The sequence below is a fragment of the Rhizobium sp. BK379 genome (genome assembly GCF_014193955.1).
Classification (GTDB): Bacteria; Pseudomonadota; Alphaproteobacteria; order Rhizobiales; family Rhizobiaceae; genus Rhizobium.
In genome coordinates this window covers 159153-179800 of the sequence record NZ_JACIAD010000004.1, presented here as the reverse complement: position 1 = coordinate 179800, position 20648 = coordinate 159153, and the positions used below count along the sequence as shown (strand labels likewise).

General features: G+C 55.9%; 17 protein-coding genes. 7 read left to right on the top strand and 10 right to left on the bottom strand.

Annotation, left to right across the window (positions count from 1 at the left end; genetic code table 11):
* Nucleotides 1-248 precede the first annotated feature (248 nt).
* The 3 genes from FHT93_RS19855 to FHT93_RS19845 all read right to left on the bottom strand — a co-directional run bounded on the left by FHT93_RS19855 (nucleotide 249) and on the right by FHT93_RS19845 (nucleotide 5878).
* On the bottom strand, nucleotides 249-1547 hold the full coding sequence (locus FHT93_RS19855; RefSeq protein ID WP_018115011.1) for an HlyD family type I secretion periplasmic adaptor subunit: 1299 nt from the start codon (nucleotides 1545-1547) through the stop codon (nucleotides 249-251).
* Nucleotides 1544-3259 (bottom strand): type I secretion system permease/ATPase, encoded by a 1716-nt coding sequence (locus tag FHT93_RS19850; RefSeq protein WP_183849398.1) that lies wholly within the window; start codon nucleotides 3257-3259, stop codon nucleotides 1544-1546. Before FHT93_RS19850 ends, FHT93_RS19855 begins: the two co-directional genes overlap by 4 nt.
* A gap of 531 nt (nucleotides 3260-3790) precedes the next feature.
* Complete coding sequence (locus FHT93_RS19845; RefSeq protein ID WP_018115013.1) at nucleotides 3791-5878, bottom strand: calcium-binding protein; 2088 nt, start codon at nucleotides 5876-5878, stop codon at nucleotides 3791-3793.
* Between the two features lie 788 nt (nucleotides 5879-6666).
* Between FHT93_RS19845 and FHT93_RS19840 the strand changes: the two genes are divergently transcribed.
* Both FHT93_RS19840 and FHT93_RS19835 read left to right on the top strand, forming a co-directional pair.
* Complete coding sequence (locus FHT93_RS19840) at nucleotides 6667-7818, top strand: glycosyltransferase family A protein (protein WP_018115014.1); 1152 nt, start codon at nucleotides 6667-6669, stop codon at nucleotides 7816-7818.
* Nucleotides 7819-8474: 656 nt separating this feature from the next.
* On the top strand, nucleotides 8475-9557 hold the full coding sequence (locus FHT93_RS19835; RefSeq protein WP_183849059.1) for an acyltransferase: 1083 nt from the start codon (nucleotides 8475-8477) through the stop codon (nucleotides 9555-9557).
* A 193-nt stretch (nucleotides 9558-9750) separates the two neighbouring features.
* On the opposite strand, the gene FHT93_RS19830 is transcribed toward FHT93_RS19835, so the two are convergent.
* Both FHT93_RS19830 and FHT93_RS19825 read right to left on the bottom strand, forming a co-directional pair.
* Complete coding sequence (locus FHT93_RS19830) at nucleotides 9751-11601, bottom strand: site-specific integrase (RefSeq protein WP_183849057.1); 1851 nt, start codon at nucleotides 11599-11601, stop codon at nucleotides 9751-9753.
* 468 nt (nucleotides 11602-12069) lie between these two features.
* A complete protein-coding gene (locus FHT93_RS19825; protein ID WP_183849055.1) occupies nucleotides 12070-12960 on the bottom strand; it encodes a LysR family transcriptional regulator in 891 nt (296 codons plus the stop codon).
* Between the two features lie 91 nt (nucleotides 12961-13051).
* Between FHT93_RS19825 and FHT93_RS19820 the strand changes: the two genes are divergently transcribed.
* Nucleotides 13052-13270 (top strand): helix-turn-helix transcriptional regulator, encoded by a 219-nt coding sequence (locus FHT93_RS19820; protein WP_183849053.1) that lies wholly within the window; start codon nucleotides 13052-13054, stop codon nucleotides 13268-13270.
* Nucleotides 13271-13812: 542 nt separating this feature from the next.
* Nucleotides 13813-14184: a hypothetical protein gene (locus FHT93_RS19815; RefSeq protein ID WP_183849051.1), complete on the top strand. Its 372-nt coding sequence runs from the start codon at nucleotides 13813-13815 to the stop codon at nucleotides 14182-14184.
* Between the two features lie 184 nt (nucleotides 14185-14368).
* Here FHT93_RS19815 and FHT93_RS19810 read toward each other — a convergent pair whose 3' ends face one another.
* The 4 genes from FHT93_RS19810 to FHT93_RS19795 form a co-directional block, all read right to left on the bottom strand.
* On the bottom strand, nucleotides 14369-14623 hold the full coding sequence (locus tag FHT93_RS19810; protein ID WP_183849049.1) for a hypothetical protein: 255 nt from the start codon (nucleotides 14621-14623) through the stop codon (nucleotides 14369-14371).
* Between the two features lie 993 nt (nucleotides 14624-15616).
* Nucleotides 15617-16270: a ChrR family anti-sigma-E factor gene (locus FHT93_RS19805; RefSeq protein WP_113116016.1), complete on the bottom strand. Its 654-nt coding sequence runs from the start codon at nucleotides 16268-16270 to the stop codon at nucleotides 15617-15619.
* A complete protein-coding gene (locus tag FHT93_RS19800) occupies nucleotides 16267-16935 on the bottom strand; it encodes a sigma-70 family RNA polymerase sigma factor (protein ID WP_348649788.1) in 669 nt (222 codons plus the stop codon). The genes FHT93_RS19805 and FHT93_RS19800 overlap by 4 nt, the downstream gene beginning before the upstream one ends.
* Before the next feature lie 373 nt (nucleotides 16936-17308).
* Complete coding sequence (locus tag FHT93_RS19795; RefSeq protein ID WP_113116017.1) at nucleotides 17309-17554, bottom strand: hypothetical protein; 246 nt, start codon at nucleotides 17552-17554, stop codon at nucleotides 17309-17311.
* A gap of 231 nt (nucleotides 17555-17785) precedes the next feature.
* Between FHT93_RS19795 and FHT93_RS19790 the strand changes: the two genes are divergently transcribed.
* The 3 genes from FHT93_RS19790 (at nucleotide 17786) to FHT93_RS19780 (ending at nucleotide 19261) form a co-directional block, all read left to right on the top strand.
* Nucleotides 17786-18079 (top strand): hypothetical protein, encoded by a 294-nt coding sequence (locus tag FHT93_RS19790; RefSeq protein WP_113116018.1) that lies wholly within the window; start codon nucleotides 17786-17788, stop codon nucleotides 18077-18079.
* A 284-nt stretch (nucleotides 18080-18363) separates the two neighbouring features.
* The gene (locus FHT93_RS19785) at nucleotides 18364-18576 is read left to right on the top strand and encodes a hypothetical protein (RefSeq protein WP_112543304.1); all 213 of its coding nucleotides are present in this window, start codon (nucleotides 18364-18366) and stop codon (nucleotides 18574-18576) included.
* A gap of 457 nt (nucleotides 18577-19033) precedes the next feature.
* Nucleotides 19034-19261 (top strand): hypothetical protein, encoded by a 228-nt coding sequence (locus tag FHT93_RS19780; protein ID WP_112543303.1) that lies wholly within the window; start codon nucleotides 19034-19036, stop codon nucleotides 19259-19261.
* Nucleotides 19262-19446: 185 nt separating this feature from the next.
* Here the strand turns inward: FHT93_RS19780 and FHT93_RS19775 are convergent, their stop codons facing one another.
* The gene (locus FHT93_RS19775; protein ID WP_113116123.1) at nucleotides 19447-19914 is read right to left on the bottom strand and encodes a ProQ/FINO family protein; all 468 of its coding nucleotides are present in this window, start codon (nucleotides 19912-19914) and stop codon (nucleotides 19447-19449) included.
* Nucleotides 19915-20648: the final 734 nt, after the last annotated feature.

Below are 20648 nucleotides of genomic sequence, written 5' to 3'. Positions count from 1 at the left end.
AACGTTAAGGAGGCCGAAAACAAAAAGCTTAAAATTTAATGTTTTTTTCTGCAGCGTCTGGTCGATTTGAAATAACTGAACAACCCTCAGTGTTTAGGATGGTCCCCCGCCGCGAGAAATTTTTCGCAGGCTTCCAGAAGTTCTTTCGCAGCGATGCGACTGTTGGCCGTATCGCGTCGATCATTCCGCACGAGCGGAAATCTGCCGCCAGTCTCGAAGGCCTCATTTTGAAGACAGCTTGCAGGAAATCACTGCTCGCGGAATGTGTGGCTGATCTGATCCATCAGCGGTTTGGTCATGTAGGAAATAACGGAACGGTCTGCGACCTTGATGAACACTTCCGCGGGCATGCCGGGATAGAGTGTCATATTGGTAAGATTGCCGAGGCTCGCCCGCTCTGGCTTGATGCGGACAGGATAATATTCGGCGCCGCTTCGCTGTTCGGTTACGACATCAGGTGAAATCGACACGACGTCACCCTGCACTTCCGGTGTCGTTCTCTGGTCAAAAGCACTGAACCGAATGTCGACCTTCTGACCGAGCGTGAGCTGGTCGATATCGCGTGTTGCAATCTTTGCCTCGATTGTGAGGTCGCGCTGATCAGGCGCCAGCAGCATGAGCACTTCACCGGGATTTACGACGCCGCCGACGGTATGAACGGCAAGCTGGTAGATGCGCCCGCTCATCGGCGCGCGCAGCTCCAGGCGGTTCAACTGATCGACGGCCGCGATGCGGCGCTCCTGCATCTCAGAAATCTTGGCCTCGATGTCTGTCAGGTCCTTGGAATTCTCGGTTCTCCGATCTTCATCGAGCTGGAGAATCTGCAAATTGATTTCGGCGATCTTGCCTTCGGCCTGCGCGCGGGACGACAGGCGCTCGCCGCGATTTCCGTCTAGCTCGACGCGCTGTCGCTTCAGGCTGTTGACCCGCTGCATGGTGACGATCTGCTGGTCGTAGAGTTTCCTGGCTGCGTCATATTCCTGGTCGACCAGGCGGGTGGCTTCATCAATCGATGCAAGCTGCAGCGTTTCGCCCTGTATCTCCTCGGCAAGCTGCGCCTTACGTTCTTCCAACTGTTTGCGCATACCGACCAAGGACGAACGGCGTGCGTTGAAGAGTTGGAGTTCACCTTCTATCAGATTCTTGCTGACACTGACGTCGACACCATTTGCGGCAACGCCATCCACGGAGAAATCTGCGGCTCCGCTGCGTTCGGCCTGCAAGCGGGCGCGTCGCACGTAAAGCTGGGCGAGATTGCTGTCGATGATGGCGAGATTGGCCTTTACGGATGCACTGTCGAGACGCAGGAGGACATCGCCGGCCTGGACATGAGCCCCTTCCCTCGCCATCAACTCAGAGACGATGCCGCCGGTAAGATGTTGGACCTTCTTAACGTTCTGGTCGATAATGACCGTACCTTGCCCGACCACCGCATTTGAGAGCGCCGTCGAAGCCGCCCAGCCGCCCATGCCGCCGATAAGCGCGACAGAAAGCGCCCAGACGGAGAGAATGTGCCGATTCAGCGAGCGCTGCGATTGCATCATCATCGACCCTGCTCCGAACTGTCTCCGACAACTTTCAAAGACGCCTGTTTCGGCTGCTCGATCGGATTGTCGTTGCGAATGACCTTTGCAAGTACCAGGTCCTTCGGCCCGAAGGCGATAGCCTGGCCGTCGCGCATGGCGAGCACCAGATCGACGCTGGCAAGCGTGCTCGGCCGATGGGCGACAACGATAACGATGCCGTTGCGCTGACGAACGCTTGATATCGCGCCGGCGAGCGCGGTTTCCCCGTCAATGTCGAGATTCGAATTCGGCTCGTCGAGAACGACGAGGAAAGGATCACGGTAGAGTGCACGGGCAAGCGCAATGCGTTGACGCTGACCAGCCGATAGCATGGATCCGCCAGGCCCTATTTCTGTGTCGTACCCCTTCGATAGTCGCAGGATCAACTCATGGACACCCGCGTTGCGGGCTGCCGAGATAATTTCGTCTGCTTTCGCATCTTTGCGAAAGCGCGCGATATTCTCGGCAACGGTGCCGGCAAACAACTCGACATCCTGCGGGAGATAGCCGATATGGGGTCCAAGCGCGGCATCGCCCCACTGATCGAGGGCAGCTCCGTCGATGCGCACCGATCCCCGATATACCGGCCAAAGCCCCACCACTGCCCGCACGAGCGAGGATTTGCCGGACGCGCTCGGTCCGATAATGCCGAGTGCATTCCCCGCCCGCAGCGTGAAACTGATGTCCTTTACAATGAGCTCTTGCTTGCCGGGCGGGCCGCTCGAAACCGCCTCTGCGGCAAGCTCACGAGAAGGCGCCGGCAGCGTAAGCGGAGACAAGCTCTCGGGCAGCAGGACCAATATCCGGCGCAGCCGGCTCCAGGATTGCTGAGCGGCAACAAAGTTCTTCCAGTTTGCGATCGCCTGCTCCACCGGTGCCAATGCCCGTGATGTGAGGATCGAGGCGGCAATAATGATCCCGCCCGAAGCCATATTTTCGATCACGAGAACCGCGCCTGCGGCAAGCACTCCCGACTGCAACGCCATGCGGAAGATTTTCGAGACGATCGAATATCCGTTGACCGTGTCGGCATTGCTGCACTGGACATTGCGATATGCATCGTTGCGCGCCAACCAGCGATCGGCGAATTCGTCAGCCATGCCCATGGCCTGGACAACCTCAGCATTGCGCTGGGCAGCGCTTGCCAGCGCGTTCCTTTCAGTCGCGAGTTCGTAGACCTGCCTGGCTGAGGACTGTGAGCTGCGGTTCGTCAAATAGGTCAGCATCGTCAGAATCAACGCGCCGCAGACGGTGATGATGCCGATCACCGGGTGGAACAGGAAGCAGATGCCGACATAAAGCGGAACCCATGGCAAATCGAAGAAGGCCGAGGGACCGGGGCTGGACAGGAAGCCGCGAACCTGATCGAAATCCCGCAGCACGGAAAGCCCGTCGCTGGCCACCTGGCCCTTGAGGGGCGCTTTCAGAGTCGCCTTGAAGATGCGGCGGCTCATAACTTCGTCGAAGACTCCCGATATGCGAACCAGAATGCGGCCGCGCACCAGATCAAAGGCGCCCTGGAAAGCGTAGAGCAGGAGGGCCAGCAGCGCGAGCGCGATCAACGATGGGATGCTGCGGCTCGGTATGATCCGGTCGTAGACCTGCAGCATAAAAAAGGAGCTGGTGAGATATAAAAGATTGACCAGTGCGCTTGCGACAGCGGCGGCGATCAAGCCGCCACGGCTGCGCGCAATCGCATCTGCTGCGAGGTTGTTCCCGCGTTGCTGAGCCGGCGGGCTGCCAAGTTCGTTCAAATCGAAGCTCCGTTAAACGCGCGCAGATCAATCTTTATGTGCAAATCAGGGCGAGAGTTTGCGAAGGCGTTGAGCATTCACAGTATGGTTAAGCAATCAGTAGTTCCTAGCTACACATCTGGTGTTCCAACTGTCCGACTTTGAAGCACTGACATCTGCACTATGCGAGATCACGCCCAAAGCGGAGGACTGGAAAACCGCTAACGGGCCTGGGCGGGTCGCCCGGTGGCAGATGCGGAACGGAGACCCTACTTATGATCGCTCTTTATCTCCTAGCGATCGTTTTCGAATCCCACAGGCCCACCGATAGGCCAGCAATCTCGTCCCGCAAGCGGGACAGGATCCGAACCAGACGACGAGCGTTCATACGCGGGAATCATCTGCGCATCATCGCCTGCGCAAGGCGCTATCTCCTAACAGAAAATATCTTGCCAGCGCTCTATCCAAATATCTCGTCGAACCGGCCACCACTCAAAGGAACAGGAAATCGTCGTGATGAAGCGCTGCCAGATTGGTCAGCGTTGCGATCTGTAGGGGCGTGCCACGCCCGCTTCCGTCTGCATCATAGAAAAGCTTTCCGGTCGTCTGATCGTAGATCAAACGGTCGTTCGAATCCAAAGCCTTTGTGCCGAGCACGAAGTTTTCGGCAGAGAAACTCGCCGGATCGATCGCAGTGAAAATATCCTGATCGAGTACGATCTTGTCAGCGGCGCTTTCCGAGAAGTCCTCAATCTTGTCGATATTGTTATACGCGCCGGGTTTAAAGTCGAAGACAAAATGGTCGGCGCCCGCGCCACCTCTCAGGACGTCGTTGCCGTTTCCGCCGATCAGGCGGTCATTTCCTGCCCCGCCAGTGAGCCAGTTATATCCGTCATTGCCAGTCAGGACGTTGTCCTGGTTGTTGCCCGTTGCTGTAATGGTCGTAGAACCCGTGAGTGTGACATTTTCGACGGTACCGCCTGCTTTCGACAGATTGAACGAAACGGAAGCAATCACGGTATCGACACCGCCCCCGTTGGTTTCGTCGACAGTATCCCCCATCGAATCCACTTTGTACGTGTCGTTGCCGGCGCCGCCCTTCATACTGTCAGCGCCCGTGCCGCCATCAAGGATATTGTTGCCCGCGTTTCCGGTGAGAACATTTGAAAGCGCATTGCCAGTGGCGTTGGTATTGGCGTTGCCGGTCAGGGTCAGGTTCTCTATTTTACCGATCGCATGTGCTGCATCGGCCAGACTGAAGCTGATCGATGACATGACGGTATCGGTTCCGCCGCCGCGGCTTTCATCGACAATGTCGGTCGGGGAAGTGACCGTATACGTGTCATTTCCGGTGCCGCCGTGGGCGTGGCTGGCGTCCGGACGTGCGGCGCCCCCCGCGGCTATGTTGATAATGATGGGATGGTCGACAACGTCCAGGTTGAGCGAGGATATGTTGCTGAAGCTTTTGACCGGCGTATCGCCCGCCAGCGGGTCGTAGACCTGCACGGTCCCGAAAGCTCCGCCCAGGTTGACGCTGACGTTGGTCGCAGCCGCCTGGATCGCCTTGTCGGTCGTCTGGTTCCATATATCCGGCTCGTTCCAGATGATGATCTGATAGCTTCCGTCGGATTTTTCCGTCAGGTAACTGCGCGCCGTGGAAGGCAGTCCGTTGATGGAGTAATTGAGCGTGCCCGGATTGAAGCTCGTCTGGGTCGCGCCGTCGTCTTCGAGAATTTCGGTCAGATTGTGGATCGCCGTTGCTGCCGGTTTCGGCGTGTAATCCAGGCGAAACAGCCCGAAATGCTTTTCCTGATCGGAACCCTGCGGATCCGAATAGGCATCGAGAAGCTGGTAGATGAAGGTTCCCTTGGATCCCAGAAAGGCGCCGTCCATCAGAGTGTTGAGAAGCAGTTTTGCCTGCGTCGTCTCGTCGACGCCTTCCCATCCGCCGTTGGTATCGGCGGTCAGCGACGTGTGATAGCCGATCTCGGTGATGGTAAGCGGCTTGCCGGGATCGGCCTGCATCTGGTTGCCGGATTCACGCGAGAGCCAGGAGAAGGGCTGGTCGCCCTCCTTCGCATAGGTGTGGATCGTCGTGTAATCGTTGGAAGAGGCAACCGTGTAACCGGTAAAGCCGAGAACCGGAATATCCTTCAACAGCGGATCGGCATTGACTGCATTGAACAGGTCCTTCTGGTAGGCAACTGCCGCAGCCTCACCCGACAGACCTTTATAAGCCACCGGCCAGTTGTTGACCTCGTTCGGGCCTTCGATGCCGACGATCGAACCCGGATGCGCTTCGACGAAGGCATGCAGCCGCTGGACGACGGTGGCGGGAGTGTCATCTCGCCCGGAAACAAAAACGAATTTGACACCCGCATCGGCCGCATCCCCAAGATGGCCTTGACCGTAGGGGTCAGAGACAGGGGTAGGGGCATGATCTCGAACTGTGTCGAGACCAAGGTAGCCCAGGGCTTTAACAACTTCCGCGATATTGGAATATTTCCCGTCGGTGTAGTCGATATGTGTGTCGATCCCGAATGAATCGATTACGTCAGTAATTCTAGTAGCTTGGGCCATTTCATCCTCCTCGCCTGGAAGTAGAAAACATTACTTCGATGGTATAGTGATTCCCTTCAAAAGTAGGGCCTGATTTACAGTAGAATCCGCCAAAGTTATGATTGCGTTAACCATATTGTATTGTCCGCAATACGACTGCTAAACGCTGCGTTGGAGACGATCCGATGTTATGCGGCGCTGATTGGTTCAGATTTGATCCGGAACTAACTTCAGTGCGGTCGCAGGATGGAATCGAAGTTTAGGCAAACGTCTTGTCGATTTGCCGGGTCCTGACGAGCGGGCGTCGGCTAAGTCCGTGGTCTTGCGAGAGGGACCGCAGCCGCCTTCAATTTCGTGACGTTCGTCGATCGGTCAGATGAGGAAGCCTCACGGTCATTGCCCCGAATCATTGAGCGTATGACCGGCCAAGCTTCTGTCGCTAAGCCAAAATGAAACCTGGACTGGCTGCGCGGCCGATGGGTGAGGACGCCCGACGACCCGCGCCGACGCGACCGCGCCTGGTGTCGAGTCAATGCTCGATTTCTCGGGGAACCGATTCGGAAATCATGTCTGTTGCGACTGGCACATTGTCGGCTTCGATTTCGAGCTACGTCGTAAGAAGAAGGCCACATCAGACCAAAGTCCGTTTTGCATGACCAGCGGGGACGCTAAAAGACAGCTTCGCGTCACGGCAACTGATTGAATGGAACCCACGTCACCCAACGTTTCAGCTGCATGTGAGAGCACGGCAAAATCGAACTCACCTCTTTGAAGATGACATCAATGCGTTTGGCGTCGTGAGAGATCTGATGCTTTCATGTTCAGGTGAGGATTTAGTCGACGATGTTAATTCGACCAAGCCGTTGGTTTCAGTGGTCATTCCAGCCTTCAATGCCGCCCCCTATATTGAGCGCACGCTTCGGTCCGCTTCACGCCAGACCTATGCTGCTTTGGAGATCATTGTTGTCGATGACGGGTCCACCGATGACACGGCAAGACTGGTCGAACGGATGGCGTTGTCGGATCCCCGGATCCGCCTGTTAACGACGTCAAATCGCGGTGTTGCTTCGGCAAGAAATACCGGCATCCAGCTTTCGTCGGGCCGATTTGTGGCATTCCTTGACGCCGATGATCTCTGGCATCAGACGAAGATCGAAAAGCAGGTAAATGCCCTCGATCGCTTACCTCTGCAATGGGCTGCAGTTTACGCACTGCATCATGTCATCGATAGTGACGATGAGATCATTTGCCCGGGCCGGTCCAATGTTGCGAGGGGATATATCTACGCTCGGCATTTGACGTTCAAATATATAGGCAACGGAAGCACCCTTCTTGTCCGTCGGGACGCGGCACTTGAGATCGGTGGGTTTGATAGTTCATATGCAGCGGCAGGAATTGGCGGCTGCGAGGACCTCGATTTCGAACTCAGGCTTGCCGCGCGCTATCGCATGGAAGTCATCCCTGAGCGCTTGGTTGGATACAGGAACTACCCCGGCAACATGTCATCCAATCACATCCAGATGGCCAAAGGCGCGTTGGAAGTGGTCGGGCGATCGCTAGCCGCAAATCCGCAGCTTCCCCGATACGCGGCCAGGAGTGCGACCGCCTCTACTCTAAAATACGCACTTCGAGAGCTAAAATGGGCTGATAGTCGATATCTCGCGCTCATGACCGTTTGCAAAATCCTCCGAAACGATCCGCGCTTCATGCTTCGGCTTGCAATTCAGGAAGGACTGCGTGCAGTACGATCCTACCGTCCTTATAGAGCGAAAGTTGCAGGAAGTTCAGATCCGCCAAGATTGGATGGATCTAAATTCGACGATGAGATTGTCCCGTCGCGTGTTGACCCCCCAGAACGGAACGCGGGGTCAGAGCGCCATCTGATGCGGCTAGCTAGGATCGACGCGGAGCTGAGCTCCAGCCTGGAAAACGCGGGGCGGTTGGATAGCGTGTCGCCGTAGCGCTTAAGCCTGCTGCCGACGAAATCACGCACGCGGGAGGTTTCGCGCGATGGAAAAGCGCGAGCCTGCATCCTGAATGCGTCGACCGGCACGAAGAGCTCTCATCTGTGACGCCCGCGCGGGTCCTTCTGCACAAAGCTTCGATCTCGACATCCATCTGTCGCGCCATCGTTCGCCAAGGTGCCAGGTGTTTCGGCTTCAAGACAACCCGATCTGCCCACCGCATTCATCATCGAGCCGGGACGAAGGCGCTCCAAAACCACTTGGAAGTTTTCCTTATCCGGACATTCCCGGTGAACTTCGCTTCATGCTGCGGCTGGTGACGACAGCATGCGAGACGAACGCCAGTCACATCTGGAAAGGGTACCGGCGGCAACGCAACGTCCCACGCCATCGTATGCAAACCTCATCTGAGCCCAATCGCTCGGCTATCAGGCCACCAAAATCGAGGTTTTTTCCATGTTCACGCGACAATGCGTCCCGTGCGTTAGATCAACCGATTTGCTTGATTTTTAGGCAGCTCGCCGCTTGGCAAGGCGGAGGCCGCGATATCTTCGCCACACCCTTTGCAATACTTCTTCGCGAAGCCAACCGTTATTGACTCTTCATAGTTTTCGTTCATGAAGTGCGGAACGTTTCTCGCGCTGGAGGCGGTTGTGACCAAAGAATTAAAGCCGCTTACGGGGATCAGAGGCATTGCAGCGCTTTTGATCGCCGCTTATCACTTTTCAACTACTAAGACTGGCAATCTCCATAATCTGATTTCTTTGGATGGCGCTTACCTTGCCGTTGACGCCTTCTTTATACTCAGCGGCTTTGTTTTGGCTCTGAGCTATGCCAGATCATTTTCCGGGGTCATTACAGGCGAAAACTACCGCAGCTTCCTGCTCAAACGCTTTTTCCGAATATATCCTGCTTATTTCTGCATATTGCTCATATATGTCGCCAAAATAACTGTGAACATAAGTGGCGATGGAGCCGGAGCGAAGTTCACCACAACCGACTATTTTTCGAATTTTCTCATGCTCAATACGTGGGCGATCGACGCGAAGGCGATTATCGGTCCCTCGTGGTCAGTGTGCGTTGAAATATTCTGCTACCTCTTGTTCCCACTCCTGATCATGATTATCGCAAGATCGCGCCCCAGCGCGCTCCTTACGATGCTGATAGGCTTCATCGGGATCATTGTGGTTTCTCGGTCCGGCGAGGGCGCGGGCGGTGAGTTGGACGTCGTTTTTGGAAATACTTTCTATCCGGTCCTGAGGGCGCTGTGCGGCTTTTCGATCGGCATTGCTGGCTTCTATCTTTGGGCCAACTCCCGTTTGGTCAGCGACACCAAATCCGGCACGTATCTTTGTGTGGCATTGGTCGGGCTGGGGCTGGCGGCGGCGATCGGTGCGCCAGATATTGCGCTTTACGTTTTCATCGCAGCCGCTGTGATCCTTACAGCGACTCCGAGTTCGGCCTCTCAAATGTTGTTCGGAAACCCTGTTTCCCATTTTCTGGGAAAGGTTTCCTATTCTCTCTACCTTATCCACTCGCTCCTGATCACCGTATTTGTCAAGCTGGTGCCGCTCCTTACGACAAAGATCGGTTATCCGGCCGCCTATTTTTCAGCACTGCTAATCTATTTGGTCTTCTCGGTAGCGTGTGCCTCGGTGAGCTACTCACTCTTTGAAGTTCGAGCCAGAAAGTTCTTGGAAAAGGTCGTACTCCGTCCGGCTCCGGCAATCGCCTGAGATCATCAAGGGGCGGTCAAACCAGACCTACCCTTGTTCGTGCTTGATTCCAAGCGGTCAGATACGCAGGCGATACTGCTGGCGGCGCAAGCTGCGGGTTCGGCAAGTTCAACTGCCCCGTCCGACCGACGGGGGCCTTCCAGACCCATGACCGAGCCTGCCGTTCCAATTGTCTGGACGGCGTCGCGGCTTCCTAATCGCACCATGCCTCGCCTATCGTCCTCATGACGAGGGCTGTCTTTTCTGAAGGGAGAAAGCGGCCATAGTATTTTTGGATCATCGGAACAGAGTCGTGGATCGCGAGCGCGGCGAGCTCGATGGATCCCGTCCTCTTTAGCACGTACGTTGCCAGGACATCTCGAATACAATGTGGCCCATGGGGCAGCAGTCCTTTTATCGCACCTCTCTCGGTGTAGGGGTTGTATATGCCATATTTTGCGACCGCCTCGCGCCAATCAGTGTAGAATGACGCCTGATCATAATCGAGACGGCCCTTCCTCTTGATGTTTCCCTTTACAAAAAAAGTGCCAGGGTCGCTGTGTGCTCTGACGAGCAATGGGCGATGTTTTTCCAAATAAGCGGCGATCAAGGCATAGAGATTGTCGACATCGGGAACCACGCAAAGATAAGGTTTTCCGCCATCGAAAAACCGTGAATGGCCGTTCTTGAATGCGATTGCGGGCACGAGAACTTCCCACTTTCCGGTGTCTGATCGCCACCGCAACTCACCTCGACGCTTTTGAACAAGTGACAAGACAGATGTCGGACGATCTGATGTGCCGACGAGGAGTTCACGAAGGTTTTTCTGCCGCAATCCGAGATGGAGACCAAACTGCATCATGAGAAAAGCGCGGATTGCTTGTGCCTCCTCATATGCGCTCAATCCCCCTTTCTCAACATGCGTGATGATTTCCTTCGTGATTTTGCGGTATTCTCTGATCGGGTTGTCGGTAGCGAGGATGGTTTCGATGGCTTCGAAGGAACTACGGTGGACCTGCTCGACATCTAACAGTGCGCGGCCCCGACGATAGGCGTGCAATTGCATCGCATCGCATACCTGATCCCAGGCACACTGCGCTTTGCGAATATCGGCAGCGGATATCAGACCCGCAATCGGCTTCAAACGAGAAGCAAGCCATCGGTTTTGCCTAAGCCATCCCGTTCCATTACGAACCAGGCTTTTTGCAAAGGAAATCATGCTGCGCTCATAGGCGGTGTAGAAACCACGCCGCTTTTCGCGCCACATCACGTACCAGTCCCACACCGCCGGAAAGACCAGGATAGCAATCGTAAGGTCTTTCACGGGGACCCCAAAGCCCCCAACTCGGCCATCCGGAGACGAAGCCAGCGCGCCAAAGAACAATCCGAGGTTTCTCCTCGCCGTTTCTGCGCTCGCCGCGTTCCATCGACCTAGACGGTCTTTGCCTTCCGGTGGCAGCGTTGCGGTTTTGAATGAAATCAGAGCATCAATCTCTTCTGCGAGTTGACGCGTTGGCCGACCCAAATGATCAGGGGAAACAGAGGAACGTCGCTTCTGAGGCTGCCGTAATCCCTGACCATCAGGGACTAGAAATTTCATTTTGAAGGAGTGTTTGACTGCCTTAGACTGGTATTTTCGAAATTCCGTCAAGCCATAAAAAACGTTTTGCGCGATCCACGACTTGATCTCGGCCTGTTTCGTAGCGGGAAGCTCGAGGAAGTTGTGCGGCAAGTGCCAGGCGAACAAGGTCCTTCGCTGATGCGGTATGTCTCGGATGGCGTAGCAGGAGACATAGCCCGTCAGCGAATACAATTTCTGTACGAGGTGGCCATGAGGCAAGCCGTAGCGCGCCTCGATCATGTACAATGCCCGTATGCTTCTCGTTTTCGAGGGGAAGTTTCGATCGCGGCACCATTGACTCAGTTGCGCCGTCGAAATTGATGCTCCACCTTCTTTCAAGGCCGCGGACAATCCACGTATCGTGTCGCCGTGCTTTCGAATTTCCGTTCTAAGAATGACTCCAAAGCCTATTGGCTTTGGGATGGTGGGCAGTGCCAGCGTCATTATAGCTCCTTAAAGGCTTCTTTGACTAGCTATCGATGAATCGCATTCTGGATAGCCGAGGGGGTAATAGTGAATCGAGAACCGCTAGTGCGTCTCATCGATCCGAAGCCCGAAAAAGGGATGATTCCTAATAATTAAATCAGCGAATTTATAAGGAGGCGAATGACCGGCCACGTTGATGTATCGACGTAACAAGGACGCATCCGGGCCCTTTAAGGTTTTCGCGACATCCCTACCGGACTGTGTTTAGACGAATCTGTCCCGCGCGTTTCTTAAGGCAACCTTGGGGTTTTGGTAGCGCCAGATCACCGGCAATACAAAGGCATGGGAGGCTGTCGGGCGCCATCGATCGAAGGCTTAAAAAGGAGCCGGGAGGGCGTCGGCATGATCCGACACGGCACCGACCGCCCCGCGCTCGAGTTCCGCTTAGCGGCCTTAAATCCTAACTCTCGCGATCCCACTACAGAATCACCTGCCCGGCCGCACCAGCGACCGTGCGATATCGATGATATCGTCACGGCCGGCGGTTGGGTCTTCCCGGTTCCAGGCGACACCCAGTCCGATCTTGAAATCGATCCCCCTCACCTTCTTCAACTCAAAGCCGCGGTTCGGCAGATCCTGCGTCCATTCCGGCACGAAGCCGATGCCAAGACCGGCCGAAACCAGTGACACCAGCGAGAAGGTGTCGTCACAGGTATAGGCAACATTGTCGGTCAGATCATGCTCCTCGAACTTCTCGGCAAAATACTGCTCGCTGTAGGAGCGGTTCTGGCGTGAAAAGGAGATGATCTTTTCAGAGCGCAGATCCTCGAGATCGATCTCGCTTCTGGCAGACAGCGCGCTTTCCTTAGCCACGGCCAAGAGATAGCGCTCATGCGCAATCGAGAAGAAGCGAAGCGAGCCGATATTCTCCACCGGCCGAATGAAGCCGAGATTGATGCGGCCCGCCTCGATATGACGGATGATGTCATCGGTGGTGCCGCTTTCGATATGCATGCGGATATCGGGATACTTCCTGCCGATGCGCGCCAGGAAGGACGGCAGCACGCCGATCGTTGCCGGATAGACGGTACCGATCGCAATCTTGCGGGACGTCTTGCCGGCGATTGAGCGGACGATCTCCTTCGACAGTTCCAGCTCGCTGATCATCCTGACCGAGCGCTCGTAGAAGGAGGCCCCTGCCCTCGTCAGCTCCACCCGACGCGTCGTTCGCAGCAACAACTGCACGCCGAGTTCCTTCTCCAGGGCCAGGATCGCATCCGACAGGCCTGACTGGGTAATGTTAACCCTCGCTGCCGCACGACCGAAGTGCAGCTCCTGGGCCACCGCCACGAAGTAGGTTAGCTGTCGTAAGTCCATTCTCCATTGTTCCTCTCAACGAAGGTCGTTCAAGCTCATTTACATATTATAGTTGATAAACTCCAGGCGTGTAAACTGCGATCTCTTGGCTATGGATATGCGTAAGCTGGTCGGTCGCAATTTTGCTCGCCTGCGTCGGGAGAAAGGCCTGACGCAGGAAGATGTCGAGGCGCGGTCTGGCTACAGCCAGCAATACCTCAGCGGGCTAGAGCGCGGACAGCGAAACCCGACCGTCGTCACGCTTTACGAGCTTGCTCAGGCACTCGGCGTAAGTCATGTTGAGCTAGTGGCTCCCGACAATCTGTCTTGAGAAAAAGCTACTTCAGCTAATTGACCCGTGAATTGAACAAAGAACATCCGATCGCTCCCCTCATCAGGCCCTTCGGCTGCGGATCCGACCAAGCTCAAGCGCCCCTCCCTTCAGTTACGCCTAACGGAAAACGCGAAGGAACGGCCGCCACATTACATCAACTACCGCTTGCTGCTGCTCATAGTGAACGAAACGACGTGATCCCCGATCTGGCCTTCAATCAGCTCGCGCCGGCCCGAGCTGACAAAAAGATCTGGCTTTGGTCGCCATTCATCATCGTCGTGAATCGGTGCAGCCGGATCGATTCGAACTTGTCGTTGGATGCGCAGCGTAAAGCTGGCGATCCTGCGTGCATGACAACCCATTGCTACCAGCTCTACTCCCATCGTTCGACGAGGCGCAAAACACGGCGCGCCACTATACCCTGTCGATCCAGCCAACGCTGATCGAAGAGATCGCCGTCATGCGCAGTGGGGGCCGGATCGGCGCTCGCGGGAGCGTCCCGCCGAACCGTTTGCGGTGAGCTTCAGGAGCCATTGCCATTGTCGTTCTACACTTTTTCGGTCGGCATTGTCCGCAGGCAACAAAGCCGTGCTGTTCGCTTCCTATCATCACTGCGCGCTAACAGGGCGCTCCATCCTGCTTTATTCACCATCCTGAACACGCGCCGCGATCGGCGACCGTTTGGGGCGACAGCATCAGACTTTGGTCCCTGTTTTCCTCGATATCCGCTGTCCGATGTCACATCCGCCGAGTTTGAAAAATGGGTGAAACATGTTCTGGTGGATCTTCTGCGCCTACTTGTCCCTACAGGGCTTCATTGCATCCGGGATATTGCTATTGTTGCTGAGAGAAAGACTGAAAGCATCCAGGACACCCGCACCGGATACAAGTCAGCTCAGGCCGCAAAATAGCATGCAGCCCCAGGATCAGCGGCACGCTTAGGAATGATCGCGCGCAAAGCTGCTCGTCTCCGATGCCTCGTTATCATGAGGAGACCGGCGACACTTCGATTGTCGAGCTCATATAGGCTATCGTCACATGTGCTGACCAGATAGGCGAGACGCCGAATGACGCGGGCAGCGACCATTCATAGCGTCAGCCATCCATATTCCAGGCGAATCCTTTGTCGAGGTCTTTAACACTCGCCAGGATGTCAACAATAATGAAATTGATCTCGACCCGGTGCTTGTCTACCAGATCCCTCGAAAAATATCGGCCCATATATTCTTCAATACTTCGGCGCGTTATCGGAATACCTGCAGCCGTTAAAGCCGAGGCAGCTCGCAGAACCAACAGATTCGCTTCGATGCCATACATGGTGTCTTCGAAATTGGTCGTTGCAACAACCATGCCGTCCCTCTTTTTTTGCTCATATCGTGCCAAACGCAAACTTGGACCGCTGCACCCGCACGGTAGATGAGGGTTCGTTCAGGGTTCTTAAGTGGCGTCCCCGTTCGCGCATCTTGACAGGATGCCAGTTATTTGGAGCTGTTCCTGAGCAAGCTCGTGAACGAGCGCAATCATTGCCCCGTTAACGTCGCGCCCATCGAGGAGCGAAGGATTATCGGAGAGGACCTGGAGCGCGCGTTCGGCAAGCCGCTCCGTCCCCTGGTCTGCTGTCACATAGAACGATTTCGGAAGTGAAGCACGATATACCCGTTCATTTTCGGGTCGAGGGGTGCACCTACGAACACTTAGCCTTCAGCGCCAACGATCTCCGTATGCTGATGATGACGACATTTCTACGCGATAGCGCAGCCTTTAGGAAGGTCGCACGCATTTGAGTACGCTGGCGCACCGAGCCCTTGATTGCTCAATCAGGAGCGATGACCAGCTGCGATGAAGAACACGGCTTATCTCAGCGTCGGTACGCGCTCGGAAGAATCAGCTAGTCGTCTCGGAACCGAGCCATGAGATCCATCGGGGCTACGTCGGAGCAGAAACATTCTGAACAGATGCCGAAACCATCCTCGTCGAAGTCGCACGTGCTCTTTCTTTGACGGCAGCAATCGCAGAGGACGGTTCCGCGGTTCGAGAGTCTCGCCGGGGGCAGGATCTCGGCAAGAGGACTTTCTTCCAGACGATCGATGGGTTCTGGCATGATGACGTCCCTTAGTTCCTATGGAGCATGAGATAGGAGCGACCGTCGACGCTTTCCAGATCGCGGGCGTGGGCGCCATTTTTTTGGGCGGCGAGGTCGACGGCTCAACTGAGGAAGGGCCGGTTATAAGTCTCGATCAGATGTAATTTATACTTGGTCAGGTATTCGCGATTTATGCCGAGACATTTCAACCTAGCGGTTTTGTATCAGCAGGAGCGACGAGGGTCTCTCCTGGTCAGAAGTCAGATCCCCAGCAATGGCTGTATGAGCCGCAACAATCTGCTCTTGAATCGGAGCGGGGCATCGGTGACGGCGAGACAAATGCAGTCTCTCCCAGGGTTGGCTCTCGGCTGATGCGTTAGATTGCCGTCAGCGATCTCTATGTCCCCTCTTCCAAAAGTCGAGATTTCGTCGCTAAAGCTCCCATCGAGGACAAGCGTGAGTTCCAGCCCGCCGTGCGAATGCTCCGGGACCGGCTGACCGGCGGGGATCTTAAGCAATCTAACTGACGTCGTTTTGTCCCCGATCGGAATTATCATTTGCGCGGCACCCCGGCCCAGTGAGCGCCACCTTAAGCCACCTGCAGCGTCGATATAGGTTCTGAGCGGTTCCGGGTAGGTAAGATCGGACGAGGAACGCTTTTTCATTCGAACGGCTTTTTCCATGTGCCCTGCCTCGATCCTGTCCTTAATACGACGCCAGCTTTCAGTGACATCGTCTCTTTCCGCATTTTCGCGTTCAAGAAAGTACCCCCCCACGCTTTCGAGCGTCCGCATTTCTGATCGGCATGCGGGGCATAAGGCGAGATGGGTAGCGACGGCAACACTCCATCCCTCGGCAAGGGTGCCCGCGCAGTATTGCATCAGCATGTCACCATCCAGATGATGTGCGATCATTTGGCTTGTTCCTGAAGCGCTAGGCGTAGTTTCTCGCATGCAAGTCGGATCCTCGATTTCACTGTTCCAATAGGGAGGTTTAGTCTGTCAGCTATCATCGAATGCGTGAGACCGTCGAAGAACGACATCCGCAAAACCTCCATGTGCTTACCGCTCAGGGCAATCATTGCGCGGTTCAATGCTGCCGCGTCCTGCTCTCGCTCGATCTTCGCGTCTGCCGTTTCAAGCTCATCCGGCACGAGAGCTGGATCGTTCTCGTCGAACGCCGGTCGCGTGCCTCTACGAACAGAGTCAATCATCTGGTTTCTTGCAATCGTGTAGATCCACGTCGACGCCTGCGCCTTGGCGGCATCGAAGAGCGCAGCCTTGTGCCAAACGCGCATCATAGTCTCCTGAGCCAATTCCTCGGCCAGAACGCGATCACCCTTCGTCATCCGCATCATGTAAGAACGCACTCGCGGATAGAAATGCCCGTATAGGATTTCGAATGCGCCAACATCACGCGAGTTCGCTATCGCCGACATCAAACCAATCATCTGGTCCGCGCCGAGAGCAAGCCTCTCATCCTCCAAAACTCTGGCCTTTCGCTCCCTGCCCAGCTTTGGCCGCACGATTGCCTTGGCGCAGTCAGCTCGACGGGATCCAATCCGCAGATATGTGTTCATGCGAATGTTACGCAGCCCAGGAAAACCAGATCACAAAAAAGAGGGGCACTTTGTCATGGTCGCCGACACGTTTGGCTGCCGGCGGTGATTTAGTGCCCTGATTTCCGCCACAGGGCTGATCTGCTCCGCCCATTCGGTCAAGCATGACGAGATCGCCTGTCACGGCACGCTGAATGCCTGGGCAAACAGGTCGGTCTGAAGGGCGCCGTTCCGCTGCGCAAAGCCAACTTGACGAAGAGGAAGCAACAGACAAGAAACTCACGCGCTCGTCGAGACGGCCGCCGACGTCAGCGGCAACGCTAAAAGCGCCTGATACCAAGGGCTTTTCAGGCGATGGCAGACCTGTTGACGCACGACGGCCAATAATGGTCGGTCATATAATCGGGCCGGTAGTGGCGACAACTGCGACAGAGAAATGGATTGCAAAACCGATCTGAAGTTTGAAGAACCCCACGGATGAGGGGATAGCAATGCCCGTCACACGTTCGCGAGCCTCGAAGCCTTCGAGATCGGCTTGTTGCAAACGCCTTTGCCCTTCCACACGAAGCTTTGAAACTTGGTCGGCCCCGGCATAAAGTGCCGCCGCGCCATAAAGTCCGCCCTCAATCACCTTGAACAAACTTACGGCCTCTTTTTCTAACCCCAGCAACCCATAGGCTTTCGTTCAAGACCGCTGCGGAAGGCGATTTGAAATGCCGGACGTGGGACAAAGCGGCGACAGTGACGAAGACCCGCGCGGGCACCAGGTATGTCTATCAGGTCCAATATGTGCAGCAGCAGAGCACGCGCCTGGAACAAGCACGGCCGACGGCGATTTCTCTAGTCGAGCAAGCAAAAAAGGAAGACCGTTATGCGCAGGTTCATCGCAGCTATCTCGATCATTCTCACCGCCTCCGGGGCCGTTCCCGCACTCGCCCAGACGTTCGGCGACATGGACTCCAGTGGCCGCTTCGGTGGCATGCCGCCAGGCACCGACCGGTACCGGCAGGATTATGATCAGGGTGGGATGTCAATTCCGATCGACCCCGTCGAAACAGGTAGCGTCACTGTCGTGCGCCCCCCAAAGGCAGAATGCCCGCAGCAGGGAACGCGAGAGTGGCGTGCACAGAGGGCCGATGGCACGTTGAAGGAGGAATGCCGATAAGCAAGTTCCAGCGTTCTCTGGTCAGCGGAGCGCACGGCTAGACTTCGATCAAACCGCGCGGGGTACGTTCCCGCGCGGCCGGCCGGCTTAGGGTTGGTTTAAGAACACCGAAGGCTCGTTATTCTGCCGACTTGGAAGACGCGCCGTCGATCATCGTGGCCTTCTCTTGCAGCTTCCTCCCTGACCGCGCAAACCTGGGATTCTCCGTGCGACCGATCACGTCGCGGGGGCGGAACAATCAAGAAGCTGTTCCATTACGCCCCCAATAAACTGTGGAGTTTCGAATGACCGTGGCGACGACATCCGAGCGCAAGCGCCCTGTGCGCGGCCAGCCCTATTCCCTCGAAGAATTCGAACAAAAATATGCTCTCGATCGAGAGAGCGCCAAGGCCATTTTTGAGCGTTTCGGCCCGTCGTCGATCGAACTCGACCTTTTGATGGCGGCGAAGAAACGCACGCCTTCCATCCATGCGATAACGGAAGACCTCCGCTTCTGAGTTGTTGAAAAGCGCTGGACGATGTTGCCGCATGCTGTTGCCGCATAGTGCAACATCATTGGAGGGAGTTCGGCGCCAAGGCAGCGCTTTTTTCGGTGCAGGAGCGAAGGCCACTTGTCATGACCTTGATTGCGCTTGCCTACGCAGAACGGTGACGCTGCCAACCGGAACAGGAGCCGTGAGGGGCGAAAGGAGCTATCTTGCCAATGTCGACTTCGGCGAACGAGAACCGGCGGTGACTGATGGTGGGTCTTATTCAAACATACGTTCTGCTGGGCGGCTTTTGCCTTCGGGCGTCTTGAGATTTGCCCAGACGATGCCGCCACGTCGGCTGATAACACGGCCGACAGCCCGCGGGCGTAGGTCCCGCCCCCCCAAAAGGGTAGGGATTAGGGTGATTCAACCTGACCGAAAGTCGGCTAACCTCCCCTCCGTGAGACCTTAATGGCGAGGCGCTATGCTGATCGAGATTTTCAGGCAAGGGGCAGATGCGCCCGAAATCTTCGACGTGCTGGTCAGTGAAGAAGGGCAGATGTCCTATGTAACGGACCGGCCGAGGAAAGCACATCTTCGCATCGTCGTGCACACGCCGCAAAAGCACATCAATACCAATGCGGCGAGCGGCCTCTTTCGCATCATTCATTCCTATGGAGAATGCACGGTGCGCTTCATCGGTTTTGAATGACCTTCGTCCGGCTGCCGACAAGATGGCAGCGCCGTGGCCCAGCGTACTAATGGAGGAGCCGCCGTTGGCGACCGATCAAGGCGCACCGCCATTGCCGATGGATCAGCTCGTCATCCCACCGAAGTGAAGGATCGATTTGCATCCTTTCGCTTGTTCCTCAAGGTTCGATCCGTCTTGGCAGCCGTCTATTTCGAGAGCGAAGAACGGCGCTTAAGAAGGGCGGCCCTGATGAGCTCGTTCTTAGTTGGTTGTGGGGGCTCAGAGTCTGGCGTTTTTTCGACCGCAAGCCCGCCCTGTTTCATTTCGAGGAAGCGGCGTTGCGCTTCTAGGCGATCAGCCTCGGACACTGCTTCAACGACGGCGCCTTCCAGATCATGTCGCATCGCGTCGGGCTGGGCGCTCGCAAAATAGTAGCGCTTCAGCCGGACATAGACTGCAGTTGCCCGTCTCAGCTTCGTCACGCCGACCTCTGGCTTCAGTAGAGGCCGGATGTCCTCGAAGATACCCCGCGCAAAGGGTCGGATGGGATCACCAGCCTTCTGCGGCAAGACGTTGATCGGTCGAACGAGAAGCGCGTTGATCGCCCCCGCTTTATCGACATCACGCTGCGTGGCGGCAATCGGGCTACAGCTTTCGGTCCAGCGCCTTGTCATTGGTTCCCCTGTCATTTCGGTCCTCGCTCGCTTGTCACAGGAATTTAACGAACCGATGAAAATTGGCACGCTCCTATTCGAGAAGAGCTTTTTTTCTTCAATCGGAGCGCCCACCGTACGCCAGCGGACAAATGCCGGCTTGCGACCCGAATCGTGGTCTCCTCTCGACAGAGGTCGAACCATCATGGCCTCTCTCACACAACGGATCGCTTTTGGCCGATCAATAAATGAGGACCGATAAAATGATTGGGTTGGAACCCGGCGCCTATTACTGGGCTGTCGCCAGACAACCGGAGGCGCAACCAGTTGTGGTTCAGGTTTCGACCGTCTTTGGCGAGGATCGCGAATATTGGACGCTTGCATTGGTCGGATCAGACCAACACAAGATGCCCGAGGAATTTTCGATCCTTGCGCGCATAGAGGAATGTCAGGCCACAATGTCCCGGTCCACTGCGAAAGCGGCCTTGAAAGGATCGAACGCGGTAAGCCTCCTCGACAGCGGATCGGCCTCGCCCCAGCAATAGATCTCGGAGCGAAGATATGCTGCTGCTCTTCGAGCCTGGCTTCTGCAAGATCGATCCACCAGGCCTTCGGCTTCTGTCATTGCCACCGGCTCAACGGTAGCCGCGTGCCTTGAGCTGATCCTTCAAGCTCGCAGCCGAAACTTCGCGAAAAGCGTGCTCTTAGGCGGCTAGATCAGTTGACGAAATTGGCCTTATGATCAGCGTTTGTGA